The sequence below is a fragment of the Embleya sp. L77 genome, from assembly GCF_055557415.1.
This window is the reverse complement of sequence record NZ_CM145709.1, coordinates 592,596-611,963: the sequence shown is the minus strand read 5'-3', so window position 1 is coordinate 611,963 and position 19,368 is coordinate 592,596. Positions and strand designations below refer to the sequence as shown.

Below are 19,368 nucleotides of genomic sequence, written 5' to 3'. Positions count from 1 at the left end.
CGCGGTCAGTCCCCGGGAGCGTCGTCCAGGCGGCGGCGGATCAGCAGGTCGGCGGTACGGTCGCGCCATGCGTCCACCCGGGTGCGGTCGTAGCCGCGGCGGGCGATGTCGAAGCGGTCGGCGAGGACCTCCTCGGGAGACAGCCGCACCCGGCTACGGAGGGCCTCGGCGACCCGGTTCACCAGGGCGTCGACCGCGTCCCGGTCGTAGCCGCGCCGGACCGGGTCGAAGCGCTCGCCGGCCGGCCGCAGGGTCACCGCCTTCACGTCCGCCTCGGCCCGGGCGTCGGCGAACCGGTCGGCCGCCACGCGGGCTTCGTCCGCGTCGACGCCCCGGTCCGGCGTCGGGTCCGCGCCCCACGGCCGGTCCGTACCCCGTTTCCCTCGCGCGTCCGCGCCCCGTGAGCCGTTCGAGCCCCACGCCCCGGCGCGGGCCGCCAGCCGGGCCTCGATCTCGTCGAGTGCGGCGTCCACCTCGTCCTCGTCGTAGCCCTCGCGCAGACGCACCGTGGCGAACTGTTGTTCGCGCACCTGAGCCGGCGTCAGCGGGACCGCGGCGGTGCCGTCCAGGCTGCTGCGCACCAACGCCAGGAACGCGTCCACGTCGGCGATCGCGTACCCCTCACGCAGCCGCGTCCGCGTGAAGTTCCACTGCATTCCCGCCCCCAAGCACTCGCCGGCCGGCCGGTCGGCCTCGATCGACCCCGCTCGCGAAGGCTACAACCGCCCTGGCGCCGCCGCCGGGCGGCGAACGCCGGGATCGGCTCGGCCGCATCGGGCCGGTCGGAGCAGGTTTGCCCGCGGCGCGATCCGTCGATGGTGCGGTGGTGCGTCGGGTGGTGGGTGCGGTGGGTGGTGGGTGACGGCGATGCCGGGTTCGGTCGGCTGCCGTCGCGGTGGTTCGCAGTGGCGGCGGCCGGGCGGCCCGGCATGTGCTGCGTCGGCGTTCGGGTCGGGGCACCGGATCCGGCTGATCACCGGCGGACCGGGCCCGGCCCGGCATGCGACCCGGGCGGCGCCGGAATTCCGACCTCGGACACGGCCGGCCGTGGGCGAGCCTGCTTCCACCGGGCCGCCGACGACGTCACCATCGTCGACAACGGTATCTTTCATACCTTCGATACCTTTGACACCTTCGACACCGCCGGCACCTCCGGCGCCCCCCGCCCACATCCGCGGCGACACCGGGGTCGGCCCGATCGCCGGGGCCGCGCGCCGTCCGGCCCCGGTCGCCCGCGCCGTCATCCGTCACCAGCGTCGTCATCGGCGAGGAGCCACGCACCATGACCCAGCCGCGGGAGACCGCTTTGCCCCAGCCGCAATCGATCCTGGGGCCGCCCGCCAAGTCGGCGATGTTCCTGGTCCTGACCATCGACCCCGGCGTCGAGGCCGAGGACACCGTGCGGGACTTCCTGGCCGACCTGTCCGGACTGCGCCGTTCGGTCGGCTTCCGGATCCCGGACGGCGATCTGCGGTGCGTGGTCGGCATCGGTTCGCTTGCCTGGGACCGGTTGTTCGCGGGGCCGCGCCCGGCGGAGCTGCACCCGTTCGAGGAGTTGGTGGGCGCCAAGCACCGCGCGGTGTCCACGCCGGGTGACCTGCTCCTGCACCTGCGGGCACGGACGATGGACCTCTGCTTCGAGTTGGCCACGGTGATCACGGGCCGACTGGCCGGCGCGGCGACGGTGGTCGACGAGGTGCACGGGTTCAAGTACTTCGACCAGCGGGACCTGATGGGCTTCGTCGACGGCACGGAGAACCCGGAAGGTCGGGACGCGGTCGAGGCGATCACGATCACCGCCGAGGACGACCCGGACTTCGCCGGCGCGAGCTACGTGATCGTGCAGAAGTACCTGCACGACATGCGCGCATGGAACGCGCTCCCGGTGGAGGCACAGGAGAAGGTGATCGGTCGGACCAAGCTCTCCGACCTCGAACTGCCCGACGAGATCAAGCCGATCGACTCGCACGTCGCGCTGAACACGATCACCGATCCGGACGGCACCGAACGCGACATCCTGCGCGACAACATGCCGTTCGGCACGGTCGGCAGCGGCGAGTTCGGCACCTACTTCATCGGCTACTCCAGCACGCCGAGCGTCACGGAGCAGATGTTGCGGAACATGTTCATCGGCAATCCGGTGGGCACGTACGACCGGATCCTGGACTTCTCGACCGCGATCACCGGTGGGTTGTTCTTCGTGCCGACCGCGGACTTCCTGGAGGATCCGCCGGGAGCACCGACCGAGGCCCGCGCGGCGGCGGTCGGGTCGATCGGGGCATTCGGGTCGGGCGGCCCAGGCGGTTCGGGCGCGGCGGAGGAGCCCTCGGGGCCGGGGTCGGTGCTGTTGCCCGCGCCGACGTCGGGCGCGGCCGGGGCCGCGGCCGTTCCCGGCGGGGGTCGGTCCGCCGACGGATCGCTGGGCATCGGGGGCCTCGGTGCGGGTGCCGGTGCCGGGGCGGGTGGGGGTGCGGGGGCCGGGCCCGGCTCCGGCCCCGGTTCCGTCTAGGCCGGAAAGGCGGCCCAGCCCCGAAAACCGGTCCCGCCGCGCCTCGCCGTCCCAAGAGACCTCGCCGTCCCACCGCATCTCGCCGTCCCCCCACCGCCACGCCGCACACGCCGTCCCCACGCCGCCGTATTCACGCAGCCGTCCCCACGCCGCCGTATCCATCCCGACAAAGGAGCGCCACCTCATGAACAACCTGCACCGGGAACTCGCCCCCGTCTCCGACGCCGCCTGGGCGGATCTGGAGGACGAGGCCAGACGTACGTTCAAGCGGCACGTCGCCGGCCGCCGGGTCGTGGACGTGCAGGGCCCGGACGGCAGCGAGACGGCCGGCGTGGGCACCGGTCACCTGACCGACCTCGCGCCGCCGGCCGACGGAGTACGGGCGCGCAGCCGGGACTTCCGTCCGCTGATCGAACTGCGCGTGCCGTTCACCGTGGCCCGCAGCGCGGTCGACGCGGTCGAGCGCGGAGCCAAGGACGCGGACTGGCAACCGGTCAAGGACGCCGCGCGCAAGATGGCGTTCACCGAGGATCGGCTGATCTTCGAGGGCTACGCGGCCGCGTCGATCGAGGGCATCCGGGCGGCGTCCAGCAACGCGCCGGTGACGCTGCCGGCGGCGGTGCGGGACTACCCCGACGCGGTCAGCCGCGCGCTCACCGAACTGCGCCTGGCGGGCGTCAACGGCCCGTACCAGTTGGTGCTGGGCCCGGAGGCGTACACCGCGGTCAACGAGGCGGCCGATCACGGCTACCCGATCCGGCAACACCTGACCCGGATCCTGGGCGGCGAGCCGATCTGGGCACCCGCGATCGACGGCGCGTTCGTGCTGTCCACCCGAGGCGGCGACTACGAGTTGCGGTTGGGGCAGGACCTGTCGATCGGCTACCTGTCGCACGACGAGGACAACGTACGGCTGTACTTCCAGGAGACGCTGACCTTCCTGATGTACACGGGCGAGGCCGCGATCGCGTTCGCTCGGCCGTAGCCGGGACACGAAGCCGGGACGCGAAGCCGGGACCCGGCGGTCGGGGCCCGGCAGTCTCACTCGGGTGCCGCGAACAGCGCCTCGGTATCCCGCCGCAACAACGCGATCAACCGCTCCACCCGCGCCGGCGCGACCTCGAGCCGCCAACACAGCTCCCGGTCCGCCGGCGCGGCCGGTGCCACCACGACCCGCACCTCGTGTGCCGGTTCGGCTGCCCCGGGCGCCGCGTTGTGCCATCCGAGCAACGCCTCCGCCAGCCGACGCGCGGGCCCGTCGACTTCCGGCAACTCACCCACCACGGAAGCCCGTTCCAAGGGGTCGTCCCCGGGCCGCCTGGGAAACCAATTCTCCATACCCGCCATGCTCACAGCTCACCCTCCCGACCGACCCGCACCACACGCGGTCCGATCGGGTTCTCCTGCGGTCGAGGACCCTGGGGGCACGCCAAACCGATCCGCTCCGGGATTGTTCCGTGACCGCCTCGGGGCAACCGCGCCATCCCGGAACAGCTGCGATCCTCCCAGACGCTTGAGAATGCTCAAAAGTTGTATGACGTCGCTATGACGTGAATCATCTGTCGACATAGAACCAAATAGATTGTTCAACTGCCCGGCGGCCATTTGGATATGCGCCTGTCCTATCTCTATTCCCGGGGGAGCAGTCCCGTGCTCGGTGGGCTGTTGTGGCTGCGTGCGCAGCGTCCGACCGCGATCGTCGCTGCGATGGCGATGACCGTGGGTCTTACCGTCGGCGGGGCGACCGCCGTGTCCGCCGCCACCCAAGGCGGGGCGAAGTACGGCAAGCCGAGCCAGGAATGGGGTTCGGCCGGCGGCCGCTCGCACCAGGTCGACACGGGACAGACGCGTGCGGGAGCGGATGCCGCTGGACGGCCCGCGGGTAAGGCCCCGGGGGAACTCGGCCCGGATCAGGGTCCCTTGGCGCCGACCCCGATCGAGTCGGCCCCGGAGCGGCCGCTCGCCGGCGCCGGCACCCAGCAGATCGAGTCTGCGCCGCAGGTCGACGGCACGAGCCTCGCCGTTGCCGCCCCGCAGGCTCCGAAGCCCTCAGGTGGCTCGTCCTTCGACGCACGGACCAGTCGCGAGCTGCCGGCCGAGCGCGACTCACACACCGACGTCTACGAGAACGCCGACGGCAGCCGCACTCTCAAGGTCTCCGAGGACCCGGTCAACTACCGCCTCCCGAACGGGACATGGGCCAAGGTCGACGACACCCTCGCTCCGATGGGTGGCAGCCCGACCGACCCGGGCTGGTGGCGCACGCGCGCCGCGGCCAACCCCGTCGACGTCGCCACGAAGGCGGACGCCACCCGACTGGCGACGCTGCACACGGGCAACGGGAACAGCGTCGGCTTCGGCCTCGACGGCGCGAGCCCCAGCGTCGGGCGAACCACGTCGGACAGCATCACCTTCACCGGGGCGCGGCCCCAGTCGGACGTCAACCTCAAGGCCGGCGACGGCGAGATCAAGGAGACGATCCTCCTCAACTCGCCCTCCGCGCCCGACACCTGGGACTTCCCGCTGCACCTTGCCGGGCTCACCGCGAGTCTGGACGAGAACGGCAACGTGGCCCTGACCGACGCCTCCGGCGCGGTCCAGGCGATGATCCCGCACGGCTGGATGATGGACTCCGCGGCCGACCCGGCCTCGGGCGAGGGCGCGACCTCGGGCGGCGTGACGTACGAACTCCTCGCGCGGGCCGACGGCACGCAGGTGCTGCGGGTCAAGCTCGACCGCGCCTGGCTGGACGCGCCGGGACGGGTGTACCCGGTCAAGGTCGACCCCACGGTCGCGGTGACACCCGCATCGAACTCGGTGAGCATCGTGCAGGGCCGCAACTTCTTCCAGACCGACGTCTATCGCCTCGGCTACAACTGCGACAGCGGCTGCGCCAACGCCGCGATCCTGCTCAACACCTCCGCCGTCTCGTCCCAGTTGCAGAACCACACGATCACCGGCGCCCGGCTCGCGATGTGGAACGTGCACTCGTGGGACTGCCAGGCACCGCGCGCGGTGACGGTGCACGGCAACACCGCCTCGTGGAACCCGAGTTCGGTGCGCTGGCCGGGCCCCTCCTACGGCCCCGCGCTGGGTTCGGCCTCCTTCGCCCTCGGCAACGAGTCGGACGGCTGCAACGACGGCTGGGGCGTCGTCGACCTCGGCACCGGCGGTCGCGACCTGATCCAGGGTTGGGTCACCGGTGCCGCGAACAACGGTCTGACCGTGCGCACCGCCCAGGGAGACCCGAAGACCTGGAAGAAGTTCGACACCGCGCCCAACGGCGGCGTCAAGCTCGACATCGACTACACGCCCTACCGCGCCGCGTACAAATTCAACAACCTCGTGCGTGAGGTGACGGCCACTCAGGACGGCATCGCGAGCGTCACCGTCACCAACAATGGCGCCGTGGGTTGGACGAAGGGGATCCACTCGCTGCACTACCGGCTGTTCAACGCGAGCGGTACCGAGCTGAACACCGTGGCCTGGACGCAGTTGCCCAATGACGTGGCACCGGGCCAATCGGTCACGCTGAACGCCACCATCGCCAAACTGCCGCCGGGTACGTACACACTCGCGTGGGACATGGACGGGACCAACATCCCCAAGTTCTCCCAACTGGGCGTACCGCCGTTGCCGATGGCGCTGGGCACGGCCAACAAGTGGCCCGTCCTCACGTCGATGACACCGGGCAACGGGTACGAGTCCGACACCACCACCCCGACGTTCACCGTTGCGGGCAACGACCCGGACAACTGGCCGCGGCCCTCGCTGGACTACTACTTCGAGGTGTGCAGGGTCGACGGCCAGGACTTCCGCAAGGACTGCCGCAACTCCGGCTGGCGGACGTCCTCCTCGTTCACGGTCCCCTCCGACTGGGGACTGGTCAAAGGCGGCACATATGCCTGGTACGCCTACATCGGTGACGGGGACAGTGCCTCGATCCGTCCGAACCCCGCGGTGTTCACCATTCCCAACCGGCCGCCGGCCGTGGATACGGCGTGGCCGCCGAGCGGTTACACGTTCTCGACGCTGACCCCGATGTTGCACGTGACCGGCCACGACCGGGACTCGTGGCCGGTGAACCAGCCGCTGCGCTACAAGTTCGAGGTCTGCGAGGTCGACGGCGCGAACACGCGCAAGGACTGCCACACCTCCGATTGGCAGCCGAGCTCGCCGTGGACCGTGCCCAAGGAATGGAACCTGACCTGGGGCAAGACCTACGCCTGGTATGGCACGGTCGGTGATTCCGGCGGCGCGGACGGCACGTTCGCGCGGCCCGCGATGTTCTCGACCCAGGTGCCGCAGCCGGCGATCACCAGCCACCTGGCGGCCGGTTCGGCGGACAAGGAGTTCAACGAACAGGTCGGCAACTACACCACGGCCGCCACAGACGCCTCGGTGAGCGCGGTCGGCCCGGACCTGACGGTCGCGCGGACGTACAACTCGCTCGACCCGCGCACCGACACCGCGTTCGGCGCGGGCTGGGCCTCGCGCTGGGACATGCGCGCGATTCCGGACAACGACGGCTCCGGCAACGTCGTCATCGTGCTCGCCTCCGGCGGCCAGATGCGCTTCGGGCGCAACGCGGACGGCAGTTACGCCGCGCCGTCCGGCGGCTTCGCCACCTTCACCGCGGTCACGGGCGGCGGTTGGCAACTCGCCGACAAGTCCGGCACCCGGCAGGTCTTCGACGCGGCCGGCCGACTGGTCTCCGTCGCCGACTACGCGGGGCGTACCCAGCAGATCACGTACGGCCCGGACGGTCGGATCGCGCGCGCCACGGACGTCACCTCCGGCCGCTATCTGAGCTTCACCTGGACCGGTGCCCACGTCACCCAGGCGGGCACGAACCCGATCGACGCGACGACCCCCGGTCCGGTGTGGACGTACGGCTACGACGGCGACCGACTGATCAGCGTCTGTCCGCCCGTCCCCGGTGGCGCGGGACCGACCGCGCCGTGCACGCGCTACGACTACACCACCGGGTCGCACTACCGCTCCGTCGTGATGGATGCCGGCCCGCGCTCGTACTGGCGGCTCGGCGACACGGGTCCGACGACCACCGCGGCCGACAGCGTGCCCACCGCGACAACCCGGGAAGGCGCCGAGTACCACAACGTGACGCTCAGTCAGGCCGGTGCGCTCGGCGGTTCCCCGGACCAGGCCGCCGGGTTCAACGGCACGTCGTCGTATGTGCGACTGCCGGCCGACATCGTGGGCAAGTCCACCTTCCTCAGCGTCGAGATGTGGTTCAAGACGACCGGGGCCGGGGTGCTGTTCAGTCAGCAGGCCCGCGCGCTCGACGACCCGGCGGGCGTGGGCGGGGAGTTCAACCCCGCCCTCTACATCGATACCAACGGCAAGCTGCGCGGTCGCTTCCTCACCCGAGGCGCCACCCCGGATCCGATCACGTCCGCCGGTGTGGTCACCGACAACCAGTGGCACCACGCGGTGCTGTCCGCGACCGGCACGGCACAGACGCTCTACCTCGACGGCCAGGCCGTGGGCACCCTTTCGGGTGAGGTCTACCACCCGGCCGGCAGCAACACCCTCGTCGGCACGGGCTTCGCCCAGGGCGTGCCCCAATCACCGGGCGCGATCGGCTACTTCAACGGCTCCATCGACGACGTGGCCCTGTACGAACGCCCGTTGGGCGCCGCCGGCGTGGCCGAACACTACGCCGCGCGGGCTGCGGCGACCCAGCTGACCAAGGTGACGCTGCCGTCCGGGCGCACGCACGCGGAGGTCGTCTACGACGCGCGCACCGACCGGGTCACCCAGGTCACCGACGCCAATGGTGGCGCCTGGAAGTTGGCCCCACCGACCTACACCGCCTCCTCCGCCGGCTACGCGAGCGCGATCACCGCGTCCGCGCCGGTCGCCTACTACCGCCTCGGCGAACAGGGCGGAACCGGCGCGAACAACGCCTTCGGCAGCGCAGGAGCGGGTACGTACCACGACGTGATCCCCGGCCGGGCGGGCGCGTTCGCAGGCGGCGACGACACGGCGGCCGAGTTCAACGGGACGACGTCCTATGTCGAGTTGCCGCAGAACCTGCTGCGAACCCGGCCTCGGCTGTCCATCGAACTGTGGTTCAAGACCGACAAGCCGGGTGTGCTCGTCGGGCACCAATCCAAGGCGATCGACGACCCGGCCGGGGCGGGCGGTGACTACACTCCCGCGCTCTACATCGACACCAACGGCAAGCTGCGCGGGAAGTTCCTGCAGGCCGATGCCGCTTGGGCGGCGCCGATCGCCTCCGCCCAAGCGGTCACCGACACCCGCTGGCACCACGCGGTCCTGACGGCCGACGGCACCGTGCAGTCGCTCTACCTGGACGGGGCCAAGGCAGGCAGCATCAACGGCGCGGTCAACCACGAGAGTTCCAGCCGGGTGTACCTGGGCGCCGGATTCGTCGCCGGATGGGCGGAAGCACCGGGCACCGTCGGCCGCTTCGACGGGTCGATGGACGAAGTGGCGGTGTACGACCGGGCGATCGACGCGACGGCGGTGGCCGAGCACTTCGCGGCGCGGAACGCGGTCGTCCCGAGCAGTGCGCCGACGTACCGCGCCGCGGTGACCGCATCGGGCCCGTGGTCGTACTACCGGCTGAACGAGACGTCCGGCGCACAGGTCTCCTCCCAGCAAGGCGCCCGCGCCACCAACGGACCCGGCCGCGCACACGCGGTGACCGGTGATCCCTCGGGTGTCGCCGACGGAGACGGAGCGGCCTACTTCAACGGCACCGACGCCTACACGGAACTACCCGAGGGTTTGTTCCACGGCTCCTCGCAGGCCTCCATCGAGCTCTCCTTCCGGACCACTTCGCCCGGGGTCCTGTACTCGTACCAGTCGGCCGGCATCGGCGAGCATCCCGCCGACTACGTCCCGGCCCTGTACGTCGACACCGACGGCAAACTGCGCGGCAAGTTCTTCACACTCAACGGAGGCACCAAACCACAACTGGTATCGCCGACCCTCGTCAACGACGGCGAGTGGCACCATGCCGTCCTGAGCACGGACGGACTCGTTCAGACCCTCTTCCTCGACGGCCAGTCGGTAGGCGGGACGATCCCCGGCGACGTCCATCACGAGAAGAGCCTGCGCAGCTTCATCGGCGCGGGCGACACCAGCGCGGGCTGGGAGAAGGCGCCCGGTCCGGTCGGCTACCTCACCGGACTCATCGACGAAGTCGCCGTCTACCGCAAGGCACTCGACGCCCCGACCGTGGCCGCGCACGCGGCGCTTCGAGGCTCGTCCGCGGTCGACTACCGTAAGGCGATCGTCGCCGCCGGCCCGCTCGGATACTGGCCGTTGACCCGGACCGACAGTGCCGGCGCACCGGTCAACCTGATGCCTGGTCGGACCACCGACGCGGGCGGCTCCTGGAATCTGCAACAGGGGGTCGTGGGTGCGTTCGGTGCCACCGGCGACAAGGCGGCGGGCTTCGACGGCACCGCCTCGCACATCCGACTGCCCAAGGACCAATTGACCGGCGTCTCGCAGTTCACCACGGAGCTGTGGTTCCAGGCCGAGGGTCCCGGTGTGCTGATGGGCTACTCCACGACGGACATGCCGTACGTGGTCGCCGACACCCCGGCCACACCGATGCTCTACGTGGGCACCGACGGCCAGTTGCGCGGCCAGGTGTGGAACGGCAACGCCGCTCCGATCACCTCGGCCGACTCGGTCCTCGACGGCCGCTGGCACCACGTCGCGCTCGCCGTCGACGCCCTCGGCAAGACACAGAAGCTCTACCTCGACGGCAACCTCGTCGGCACACCCCTGGACGCGACCGCGATCGTCGTCGACCCCTACGTCACCATCGGTGCCGGCCCGGTGAACAACCTCGCCTGGCCGGCCAAGCCGACCAACATTCGGGGCTTCTTCAAGGGCGCGATCGACGAAGTCGCGATCCACCACCAGGCGCTCACCGCCGACACGATCGCCCGCCACTACGCGAGCGGCACCACCACCGAAGCCGCCGCGCTGACCACCACGACCACGGTCACCGACCCGAACAACCGCCAAGAGAAGCGCACCTACGACTCGTTCCGCGGCCGAGCGCTCAGTGTCACCGACGTCGAGGGCGCGACCACGACCTACGGCTACGACAGCGGCGGCTTCCGACACACCGTCACCGACGCCAACGGCAACTCGGTGATCAGCGGCCACGACGCACGCGGCAACGAGATATCCCGCACCACCTGCCGCACCACGACCCAGTGCTGGACGGGTTACCAGGAGTTCTACCTCGACAAGGACAACCCGCTCGACCCGCGCAACGACCAACTGATCGCGGTGCGCGACCCACGCTCCGCCGACGTCGGCGACAACACGTACAGGACCACGTACGCGTACACCACCAGCGGCCACCCCAGCGGTGAGACCCGGCCGGACGGTTCGACCACGCAACGGGCCTACACCACCGGGACGGAGGCCGCGGTCGGCGGCGGCACCGTACCCGCCGGCCTGCTCGCCTCCACCACACAACCCGGGAACCGCGTAACGACGTTCGCGTACTACGCCAACGGCGACTTGGCGGCCACCACCGACCCGGTCGGCCTGATCACCCGGCAGACCTACGACGGACTCGGCCGCAAGATCACCACCACCGAGGTCTCCGACAGCGTGCCGGCGGGCGTGACCACGACCACTGCCTACGACTACGCGTCGCGGCCGACGACCGCGACCGAGCCGGGTGTACCCAACGCGATCACCGGCGTCACGCACACGCTGCGCGGCACCACCGTCTACGACGTCGACGGCCGCGTGGTCGAGGAGTCCACCGCCGACCTCACCGGCGGCGACACGACCCGTACCAACACCTACACCTACGACACCAAGGGCCGCCCGGAGACCGCGACCGACCCCGAGGGCGGGGTGACACGCACCGCCTACGACTCGTTCGGGCGCCTGATCTCCAGGACCGACCCGGTCGGCGGCGAGATCCGCTACTTCTACACCCCGGGCGGGCAACCGGCCGAGACGGTGCTGGTCGGCTGGGACGGCGACCCCTCCGGCACCCCGCGCGACCTGGTCGTGGAATCCCGGGCCTACGACCCGGCCGGCCGACTCGCCTCGGTCACTGACGCGATGGGCGCGACGACGTCGTACACCTACTACGACGACGACAGCAAGGCCGAGACGATCGCGCGCGGCGTGCGTCAAGCCGACGGCTCGACCCGAGACATCGTGTTGGAGCGGCTGAGCTACGACGGCGCGGGCAACGTGGCGCGGAGCGTCACCGGCGGCACGACGATCACCGACTTCACCTACGACGCGCAGAACCGCCCGGTCAAGACGGTCCTCGACCCCGGGGGCCTGAACCGGGAAAGCTCGACGGTGTACGACCCGGCCGGCTTCGTCGGCCGAACGCTGCGCACCGGCGCGGGCATCACCACGCCAGAGGCCACCGACTTCACGTACGACAAGGCGGGTCGCGTCCTGCGTCAGACCGCCCACAACGAGACGGGCGCGCCGCGCGTCGACGACGTACTGGTCGCCACCTGGAAGCGCGACCAGCGCGGCCTGGTGTTGGAGGAGGTCTCGCCGAACGGCAACGCGGCGGGTGCCACGCCGAGCGCGTATGCGGTCACCCACACGTATGACGTGTTGGGCCGCGAGGTCTCCACCGCGTCCCCGACCGTCGAGGTGACGGTAGGCGGCGCCGCGCCGACCAACACCCGCCCGACCACGACCGTCGGCTACAACGCCTTCGGCGAGCCGGTCGTGTCCCGCGACGCGAACGGCCGGGTGACGACAAGCGTCACCGACCGCACGGGCCGCACCACGTCGACCACGCTGCCGCCGTACACGCCCGCGGGCGCCACCCAGCCGATCACCGCCACCTCGCAGGTCCGCTACGACAAGGCCGGCCGCGCCATCGAGTCGACCGACCCGCTCGGCCGGACCAGCAAGCTGCGCTACGACCGGATGGGCAACGTCGTCGAGAAGACGGCCCCCCAAGCCCCCATCCAGCAGGGTGCGTTGGCGAACCCGGGCACCAACCAGGGCTCGTTGATGACCCAGACCTTCGCGGACGCACCCCCGACGCCCGCCACCTGGCGCTACACCTACGACGCCAACGGCCGCCAACTCTCGGCGGTCGACCCCGAGGGCGCCCGCACGGAGGCGACCTACGACCAACTGGGCCGCCAACTCACCAGCACCCAGGTCGAACGCTTCCCCACGGCCAATAACTTCACGACCACGATGACCTACGACGACGCGGGCCGGGTGGTGTCGACGAAGTCGCCGACCGGGCGGGTCGCAGGAAGTTCGTACAACGTGGCAGGCGAGCTGCTCACGTCCACGGACCCACTCGGAAACACGATGACCGCCGAGTACGACGGTCTGGGCCGCAAGGTCCGGGTCGCTGACCCGACGCTCCGGTCCACCCGTTGGTCGTACAGCCCGCTCGGCCGAGTCGACTCGGTCCAGAACTTCTCCTACAAGGGACGAACGAGCGTCACCACGTCGTACACCTACGACGCCGACGGCAACCAGGTCTCGACGGTGACACCCACGGGCGGCCGTACCGACCTGGCCTACGACGCAGCCGGTCGGCTGACCCGCCAGACCGAGAAGGTCGACGCCGGTACGTCGATCGTGTCCTCCTTCGGATACGACGCGATGGGCAACCGCACGCGCTTCACCGACGGCAAGGGCAACTCCACGATCTACACGCACACCGCGTGGGATCAGCCGGAGAGCGTCATCGAGCCCGCCACCACCGCGCACCCGAACCTCGCCGACCGGACCTGGACGACCACCTACGACGCGGTGGGCCAGGCCACGATCCAGTCGGCGCCGGGCGGTGTGCGCTCGAACAACACCTACGACCACCTGGGCCGCCTGATCGAGCAGGTCGGCATCGGCGCGGAAGCGTCCACGGACAAGCGCGTGTTCGCCTACGACGACTCCGGTCGCCTGACCAAGGCACAAACCTTCGGTGCGGTGACGGCGAAGTCCACGAACACGTACACCTACAACGACCGCGGCCTCCTGTTGACTTCGGCGGGTACCTCGGGCTCCTCGCAGTACACCTGGGACGCGGAGTCACAGCTGTCGCAGCGCACGGACGCGGCCGGCACCACCGTGTTCGGCTACGACGGCGCCGGTCGGACCGCCAGCGTGCTCGACCCGCAGACCGGCGTGCGCGTCGAGAGGGAATACGACGCGGCGGGCAGGCCGACGGACGAGACGTACCAACGCCCGAGCGCCGGGGCTCCCAACGGCATCAGCGCCATGTCGATGCCGTCGTCGCATCGGCAGTACGAGTACGACCCGTTCGGGCGCCTGGCCGTCGACGGCGTGTACACGGACGCGGGAGACCGGCAACAGCGGACGGCGTACACCTACGACGACGACGGTCGCGTCACCGGCAAGGACGAGTCCGCAACCGGGGGCCGCAACAACACCTACACCTACGACCTGGCGGGCCGCCTCACCCAGTGGAACGACGGCACCACCGTCACGCCCTACACCTGGGACGCGGCCGGCAACCGCACCGGCGCCGGAACGAAGACCGCCACGTACGACGAACGCAACCGCCTCCTCACCGCAGGCGACATCACCTACGGCTACACCCCGCGCGGCACCCGTTCCACGATCACCGTCCCGGGCCTGACCAAGTCGCTGCAGTTCGACGCGTTCGAGCAACTCGCCCAGGACAGCGCCTCCTACGGCTACGACGCCCAGGGCCGCATGATCACCCGCGACGGCCAATCCGGTTTCGCCTACGACGGCAGCACGAACAACCTCGTCGCCGACGGCACCACCAAGTTCACCCGAGGCGCCGCCGGCGACCTGATCGCCACCGGCAACGGCACCTCCGCCACCCTTGCCATCACCGACCAACACGGCGACGTCACCGCCGCGATCGACCCCACCACCCTCAACCGCACCGCCGCCACCACCTACGACCCCTTCGGCCAGGTCACCACCCAAACCGGCCCCCGCCCCGGCCTCGGCTACCAGGGCGCCTGGACCGACCCCACCACCGGCCAGGTCAACATGGCCAGCCGCTGGTACGACCCGGCAAGTGGCGGCTTCGACTCCCGCGACACCTGGACCCTCGACCCCAGCCCGTCGGGGAACGCGAACCGGTACGCGTATGGAGGAGGAGACCCGCTGACCAATACCGACCCGAGCGGGCACTGCTTCTGGGATGGCTGCGTCGTCGAGGGCACAGCCGTTTATTGGGCAGCAGCCGGGGCTCTTGCCGTGGGTGCCGCCTGCATGGCGAAGTGCCAGTCGTTGGCACAAGGTCTGGCCAACGGTTTGTCGAACACCTGGTCCGGCGCTCAAAGCCTCGGATCGAAGGTCAAGAGCAAGTGGAACTCGTGGACCGGCAGCGGCGGCGGAACCATTACCGGCACTGCGACTCTCGCCGGTTGGTGGGCGACTCATCCGACGACGGCCAGCAGCGCGGCCTCCAGTTCAGCCGCGGCGGGCACCCGCGCGAGTGACCTCAACGCCTGGGCGTGCCGGACCTACGGCGCCTGCGGATCCAGTGGCGGCCCCGGCAAGGGCCCCGGCGCCGGCCCGGGAACCGGCGGCCCCGGCGCCGGTCCAGGCGGCCGGTGCGTAGTCGGATGCCGAGGCGGAAACGGCAAGGGCCCCGGGGCCAAGGGACCCGGCGGCAAGTCCCCTCTCAAGCCCAAGCCGAAGCCGCCGCACCGACCTACAGCGCCCAAGAACCGCCCCCCGACCTCGGCCACCCCGGTCATTGACCCACTGATCGCCATCGTCAAGGGAGTCCTGGACAGTACGCGTGTCTTGGACTCCATACAGCCGACCACACAGACTCCGGACCGTCACACGCCCGAGCAGATCGAAGCAGACAAATACTCGCTCGAACTTCTTCAGCGGTTCTTCCCGGAGGAAACCATCGATCCCGAGCTTGGATTTGGAGGATCGAGTGCGGACGTGCAAAGTAGGCGCACTCAATCTGCTTGCCAGCGTGACTATCCATCGCAGGATCCGGGCTACTTCTATGCGCCGATGACACGCTTTGGCCCTGGCGCCGGAGATTGTCGCGCCACGGGCGCGGTTGCAGTTATCGAAAGTGATGATCGACGCGTGGGTCGGAGTGCGCGCGTTGACCCAACCTGGAATGATCCGGCCGGAATCGATCAGTTTCCGGCGAATAACCGGGCCGCGCTTCATCTCATCGCGAGCGCAAATGGTGGGGCGGGGAATACATTGCGAAACTTCATATCCGGATATCAGAAGCCGGTCAATTCGCCCAATATGTTTACGGCATTGGAGAGGCCGGTGAATATTGCCGCGAAGACTCAGGTGGTTACCTTGGGTGTATTGCCGGTCTATACGTCCTCTTCCGATCCGGCTTTCCCCAAGGGTCCGGCCATTGCTTCGAAGCTCTTGTTCCGCGCAACCGGCTCGAAGGGCTTTTCGCTTGACTGTACACTCTACCTGGACCTGAAGAGCGCGGCCGTGAATCGTGGAGTCGAGTGTGCGTGAGGTCGAAGCATGATAGAGAAACTTCTCCCCTTTCTCGGGAGGCCAACTCTCCATAATGATATAGAAGACGATTGGGCGGAGTTCGAAGCAAGTTTCGATGTTTCCTTGCCGCAGGATTACAAGTCATTCATATCCGCGTATGGCCCCGGTCAAGTGTGTGGGAATGTGATTTTCTTCCACCCGAAGGCTCCGAGGGAGCCGGAAAGCTTGAACCTGGGTCATGAGATAGAGGAAACCGCCGACACATATCGGGATCTTCGGTCCATGGACCCGTCGCTTGTGGCTTGGCCGATCTATCCGGAACCCGGATGGGTCATGCCCATAGCACGAGAGATCACGGGCGACGAGCTTCTTCTGCGCCCGAGTTCCGCAAGCAACCAGAACCCCTCGCTTATTCTCGACTGGCGTCACGGCTGGCATGAATACACGATGAGCTTCACAGAATTCATGGAGGCCGGGCTCGCGGGAACCTTGGATCCACCACTGTTTGCGGGCACGGAACCCGGCCAACCGAAGTTCATTCGGGTGGGGCGTGTGGGCACGTAGGACTCTGCCCGGCGCTCGACGCGCCGCACCCGGGTTATCCGCCGTGGGAAAACGGGGGGTAGGCGTGGCTACGCGTTCGAGGACGTCCCGAACGAAATCCGGTTGAGTTGGATTTGGGTTTCGGTGTCGGTGAAGCCGAGGGCTCGGTAGAGGTTGATGGCCAGGTAGGTGGGGTCGGCGACGATGACCAGGGTTTCGGTGGACCAGTGGGCCTGGGCGTGTCGGGCGGCGGTGTGGACCAGGGTGGAGGCCAGGCCCTGGTTGCGGTGGGCCGGGTGGGTGGTGACGGTTTGGTACCGGGCCAGACCCTGGGCGTCGGTGAACAGGCCCAGGCCGGCGCGGAGTTGGTTGTCCTCGAAGGCGCCGAACCAGGCTCCGTGGCCGCGGGCCTGGAGGTCGCGGAAGCCGGCGACGCGGTGGGTGACGAATTCGCGGTAGCCGGCGGGGTCGAAACCGGGGTTGGTGGCCTCGCTGAGGGCCACCGCCTGGGCCCAGTCGTCGTCGGTTTCGGCGATGCGGACGGTTGCGGTGGTGTTGGGGCGCGCGGGCGCGTGGAGGGTCGTTGCGGTCAGGACGGTGCTGCGTTCGACGGACAGGCCGGCGGCGGCCAGGTCGGTCGGGTTTCCGGCCGCTCCGCTCGTGCCGTCGACGCCGAGGGCGACGTGGGCCGCGTCGGGGAATTCGCGGCGGAAGGTGTCGATCCACGCGGCGGCCGTGCCCGGGGCCGGCGGCGCGGCCAGGAGGAGGAAGTTGCCCCAGTGGAAGGTGGGGTTGGCCGGCGTCCGGACGACCAGGTAATCGTCGCGCTCCTCGACGTGGCTGCCCTGGAGGGTGAGCAGCATCAGGTCGGTGCGGTAGGCCAGGGAGGTCACGGTCGCGTTCATCGAGTCACCCCATCACATGGGGTAGCCGCCCGGCAGCCATTTTCGGCCCGTGCGATCGGGGGGTACGGGGCCGCAGCGTGACGAGGCGACGGGGCTGCGGCGCTGCGGGGGCAACGGGGACGACGGGGGCGACGGGGCGACGGGGCGACGGGAGGCACGTTGCTTCCGCTCAGTGGAAGGAACGCGCTCGCCGTAAGGGGATTCGTAGCAACATCCGGGACGTATTCGGCAGTTCGAAGCTCCGAACAACACCTGCCGCGCCTCGCAGCCCACAAGGCCCCGCCGTGCGGCCGATCGCCTGGAGGACGCACATGTTCCTTGCCGCCGACACCTGGACCGCACACATCTTCGACGGGCGCTGGGTTTCCGGCGCAGGCGGGACGTACGAGGCCGTCGAACCCGCGACCGGGAACGTACTGGGCGTGGTCGGCGCCGCCGATCCCGCCGACGTCGCCCGGGCAGCGACCGCCGCCGGCGGCGCGCAGGTCGACTGGGCGGCGCGTCCGCACGACGAGCGCGCCGCGGTACTGCGTCGTGCCGGGCTGCTGTTCGAGCGGCATGCCGAGGAGATCGAGGGCTGGTTGGTGCGCGAGGCCGGATCGGTACCGGCCAAGGCGGCACTCGAGGTGCGCTTCGCCGCTGCCGAGTGCTTCGAGGCCGCGGCGCTCGCCTCGCACCCGCAGGGACTGGTGCTGCCCTCGGCCCAACCGCGATGGAGCTTCGCGCGGCGCCGTCCCGCCGGGGTGGTCGCGGTGATCGCGCCGTTCAACTTTCCGCTGATCCTGTCCATCCGCTCGGTCGCCCCCGCCCTCGCGCTGGGCAACGCGGTACTGCTCAAGCCCGATCCGCGTACGGCGGTCGGCGGCGGTGTGGTCCTGGCCCGAGTCTTCGAGGAGGCCGGGCTGCCCGCCGGCGTCCTGCACCTGCTGCCGGGCGGAGCCGAGACGGGTGCGGCCCTGGTCGAGGCGCCGGAGGTACGCATCGTCTCGTTCACCGGATCCACCGCGGCCGGACGCCGGATCGGCGAGACCTGCGGACGCCTGCTCAAGCGCGCCCACCTCGAACTCGGCGGCAACAACGCGCTGATCGTGCTGCCCGGCGCCGACCTGGACAAGGCCGCAGCGGCCGGCGCGTGGGGCTCGTTCCTGCACCAGGGCCAGATCTGCATGACCACCGGCCGGCATCTCGTGCACGAGAGCCTGCACGCGGACTACGTGGCGGCGCTCGCCGAGCGGGCCGATCGGCTTCCGGTCGGCGATCCCGCGAGCAAGGACGTCGCGCTCGGCCCGATCATCGACGAGCGGCAACTGCTCCGCATCGACGCGCTCGTGCGCGACACGGTGGCGGCGGGCGCGCGGCTGGCCGCCGGGGGCAGTTACGAGGGGCTGTTCTATCGGCCGACGGTGCTGGCCGACGTACGGCCGACGATGCCGGCGTACGCGGACGAGGTCTTCGGGCCGGTTGCGCCGGTCGTACCGTTCGGCACGGTCGAGGAGGCGATCGCGCTCGCGCGGGACAGCGAGTACGGGCTGTCGCTCGGCATCCTGGGCGACGTCGGCCCGGCGATGCGGATCGCGGACGCGGTACCCACCGGTCTGGTGCACATCAACGACCAGACGGTCAACGACGAGGCGAACGCACCGTTCGGTGGCCAGGCCGCGTCCGGCACGGGCGCACGCTTCGGCGGCCCGCAGGCCAATCTCGACGCCTTCACCGAAACCCAGTGGGTGACGGTGCGGGGCGACATCGCACCGCATCCGTTCTGAGGGGCATCCGTTCCAGGCGAAGGGGAGGGGAAGGCGAGGCGAAGGCGAAGGAGAGGCGAAGGCGGACGGGGACGCAGACGCGGACACGGCCCGGGGCGCGGTACCGCCCGGCCGTGGCCACCACCCGCGACCCGGTCCGCGTCCGCGCTTCGTGCCGCGTGCCTCGCGCCCA

The 19,368-nt window shown here is 70.0% G+C and carries 8 protein-coding genes and 1 pseudogene; 5 read left to right on the top strand and 4 right to left on the bottom strand.

What is annotated here, in order from left to right; all coding sequences use genetic code 11:
- Positions 1-5: 5 nt before the first annotated feature.
- Positions 6-257, bottom strand: a complete 252-nt coding sequence (locus tag ACZOOI_RS02515) for a DivIVA domain-containing protein (protein WP_465281098.1) — start codon at positions 255-257, stop codon at positions 6-8.
- Between the two features lie 180 nt (positions 258-437).
- A pseudogene (locus ACZOOI_RS02510) lies at positions 438-569 on the bottom strand (DivIVA domain-containing protein); the annotation flags it as partial.
- A 713-nt stretch (positions 570-1,282) separates the two neighbouring features.
- Here ACZOOI_RS02510 and ACZOOI_RS02505 point away from each other — a divergent pair.
- Positions 1,283-2,509: a Dyp-type peroxidase gene (locus tag ACZOOI_RS02505; protein WP_465279184.1), complete on the top strand. Its 1,227-nt coding sequence runs from the start codon at positions 1,283-1,285 to the stop codon at positions 2,507-2,509.
- Positions 2,510-2,693: 184 nt separating this feature from the next.
- Complete coding sequence (locus ACZOOI_RS02500; protein WP_465279183.1) at positions 2,694-3,494, top strand: family 1 encapsulin nanocompartment shell protein; 801 nt, start codon at positions 2,694-2,696, stop codon at positions 3,492-3,494.
- Between the two features lie 56 nt (positions 3,495-3,550).
- On the opposite strand, the gene ACZOOI_RS02495 is transcribed toward ACZOOI_RS02500, so the two are convergent.
- Positions 3,551-3,847, bottom strand: a complete 297-nt coding sequence (locus ACZOOI_RS02495) for a hypothetical protein (protein ID WP_465279182.1) — start codon at positions 3,845-3,847, stop codon at positions 3,551-3,553.
- Between the two features lie 273 nt (positions 3,848-4,120).
- On the opposite strand from ACZOOI_RS02495, the gene ACZOOI_RS02490 reads away from it, so the two are divergent.
- Both ACZOOI_RS02490 and ACZOOI_RS02485 read left to right on the top strand, forming a co-directional pair.
- The gene (locus ACZOOI_RS02490; protein ID WP_465279181.1) at positions 4,121-16,000 is read left to right on the top strand and encodes a LamG-like jellyroll fold domain-containing protein; all 11,880 of its coding nucleotides are present in this window, start codon (positions 4,121-4,123) and stop codon (positions 15,998-16,000) included.
- A 9-nt stretch (positions 16,001-16,009) separates the two neighbouring features.
- Positions 16,010-16,546 carry an SMI1/KNR4 family protein gene (locus ACZOOI_RS02485; protein ID WP_465279180.1) on the top strand — a complete coding sequence of 179 codons (537 nt, stop codon included), beginning with the start codon at positions 16,010-16,012 and terminating at the stop codon, positions 16,544-16,546.
- A gap of 68 nt (positions 16,547-16,614) precedes the next feature.
- Here the strand turns inward: ACZOOI_RS02485 and ACZOOI_RS02480 are convergent, their stop codons facing one another.
- Positions 16,615-17,430 carry a GNAT family N-acetyltransferase gene (locus ACZOOI_RS02480; RefSeq protein WP_465279179.1) on the bottom strand — a complete coding sequence of 272 codons (816 nt, stop codon included), beginning with the start codon at positions 17,428-17,430 and terminating at the stop codon, positions 16,615-16,617.
- Positions 17,431-17,741: 311 nt separating this feature from the next.
- Here ACZOOI_RS02480 and ACZOOI_RS02475 point away from each other — a divergent pair, with 311 nt between their 5' ends.
- Positions 17,742-19,196, top strand: a complete 1,455-nt coding sequence (locus tag ACZOOI_RS02475) for a benzaldehyde dehydrogenase (RefSeq protein WP_465279178.1) — start codon at positions 17,742-17,744, stop codon at positions 19,194-19,196.
- The last annotated feature ends 172 nt before the right edge of the window (positions 19,197-19,368 follow it).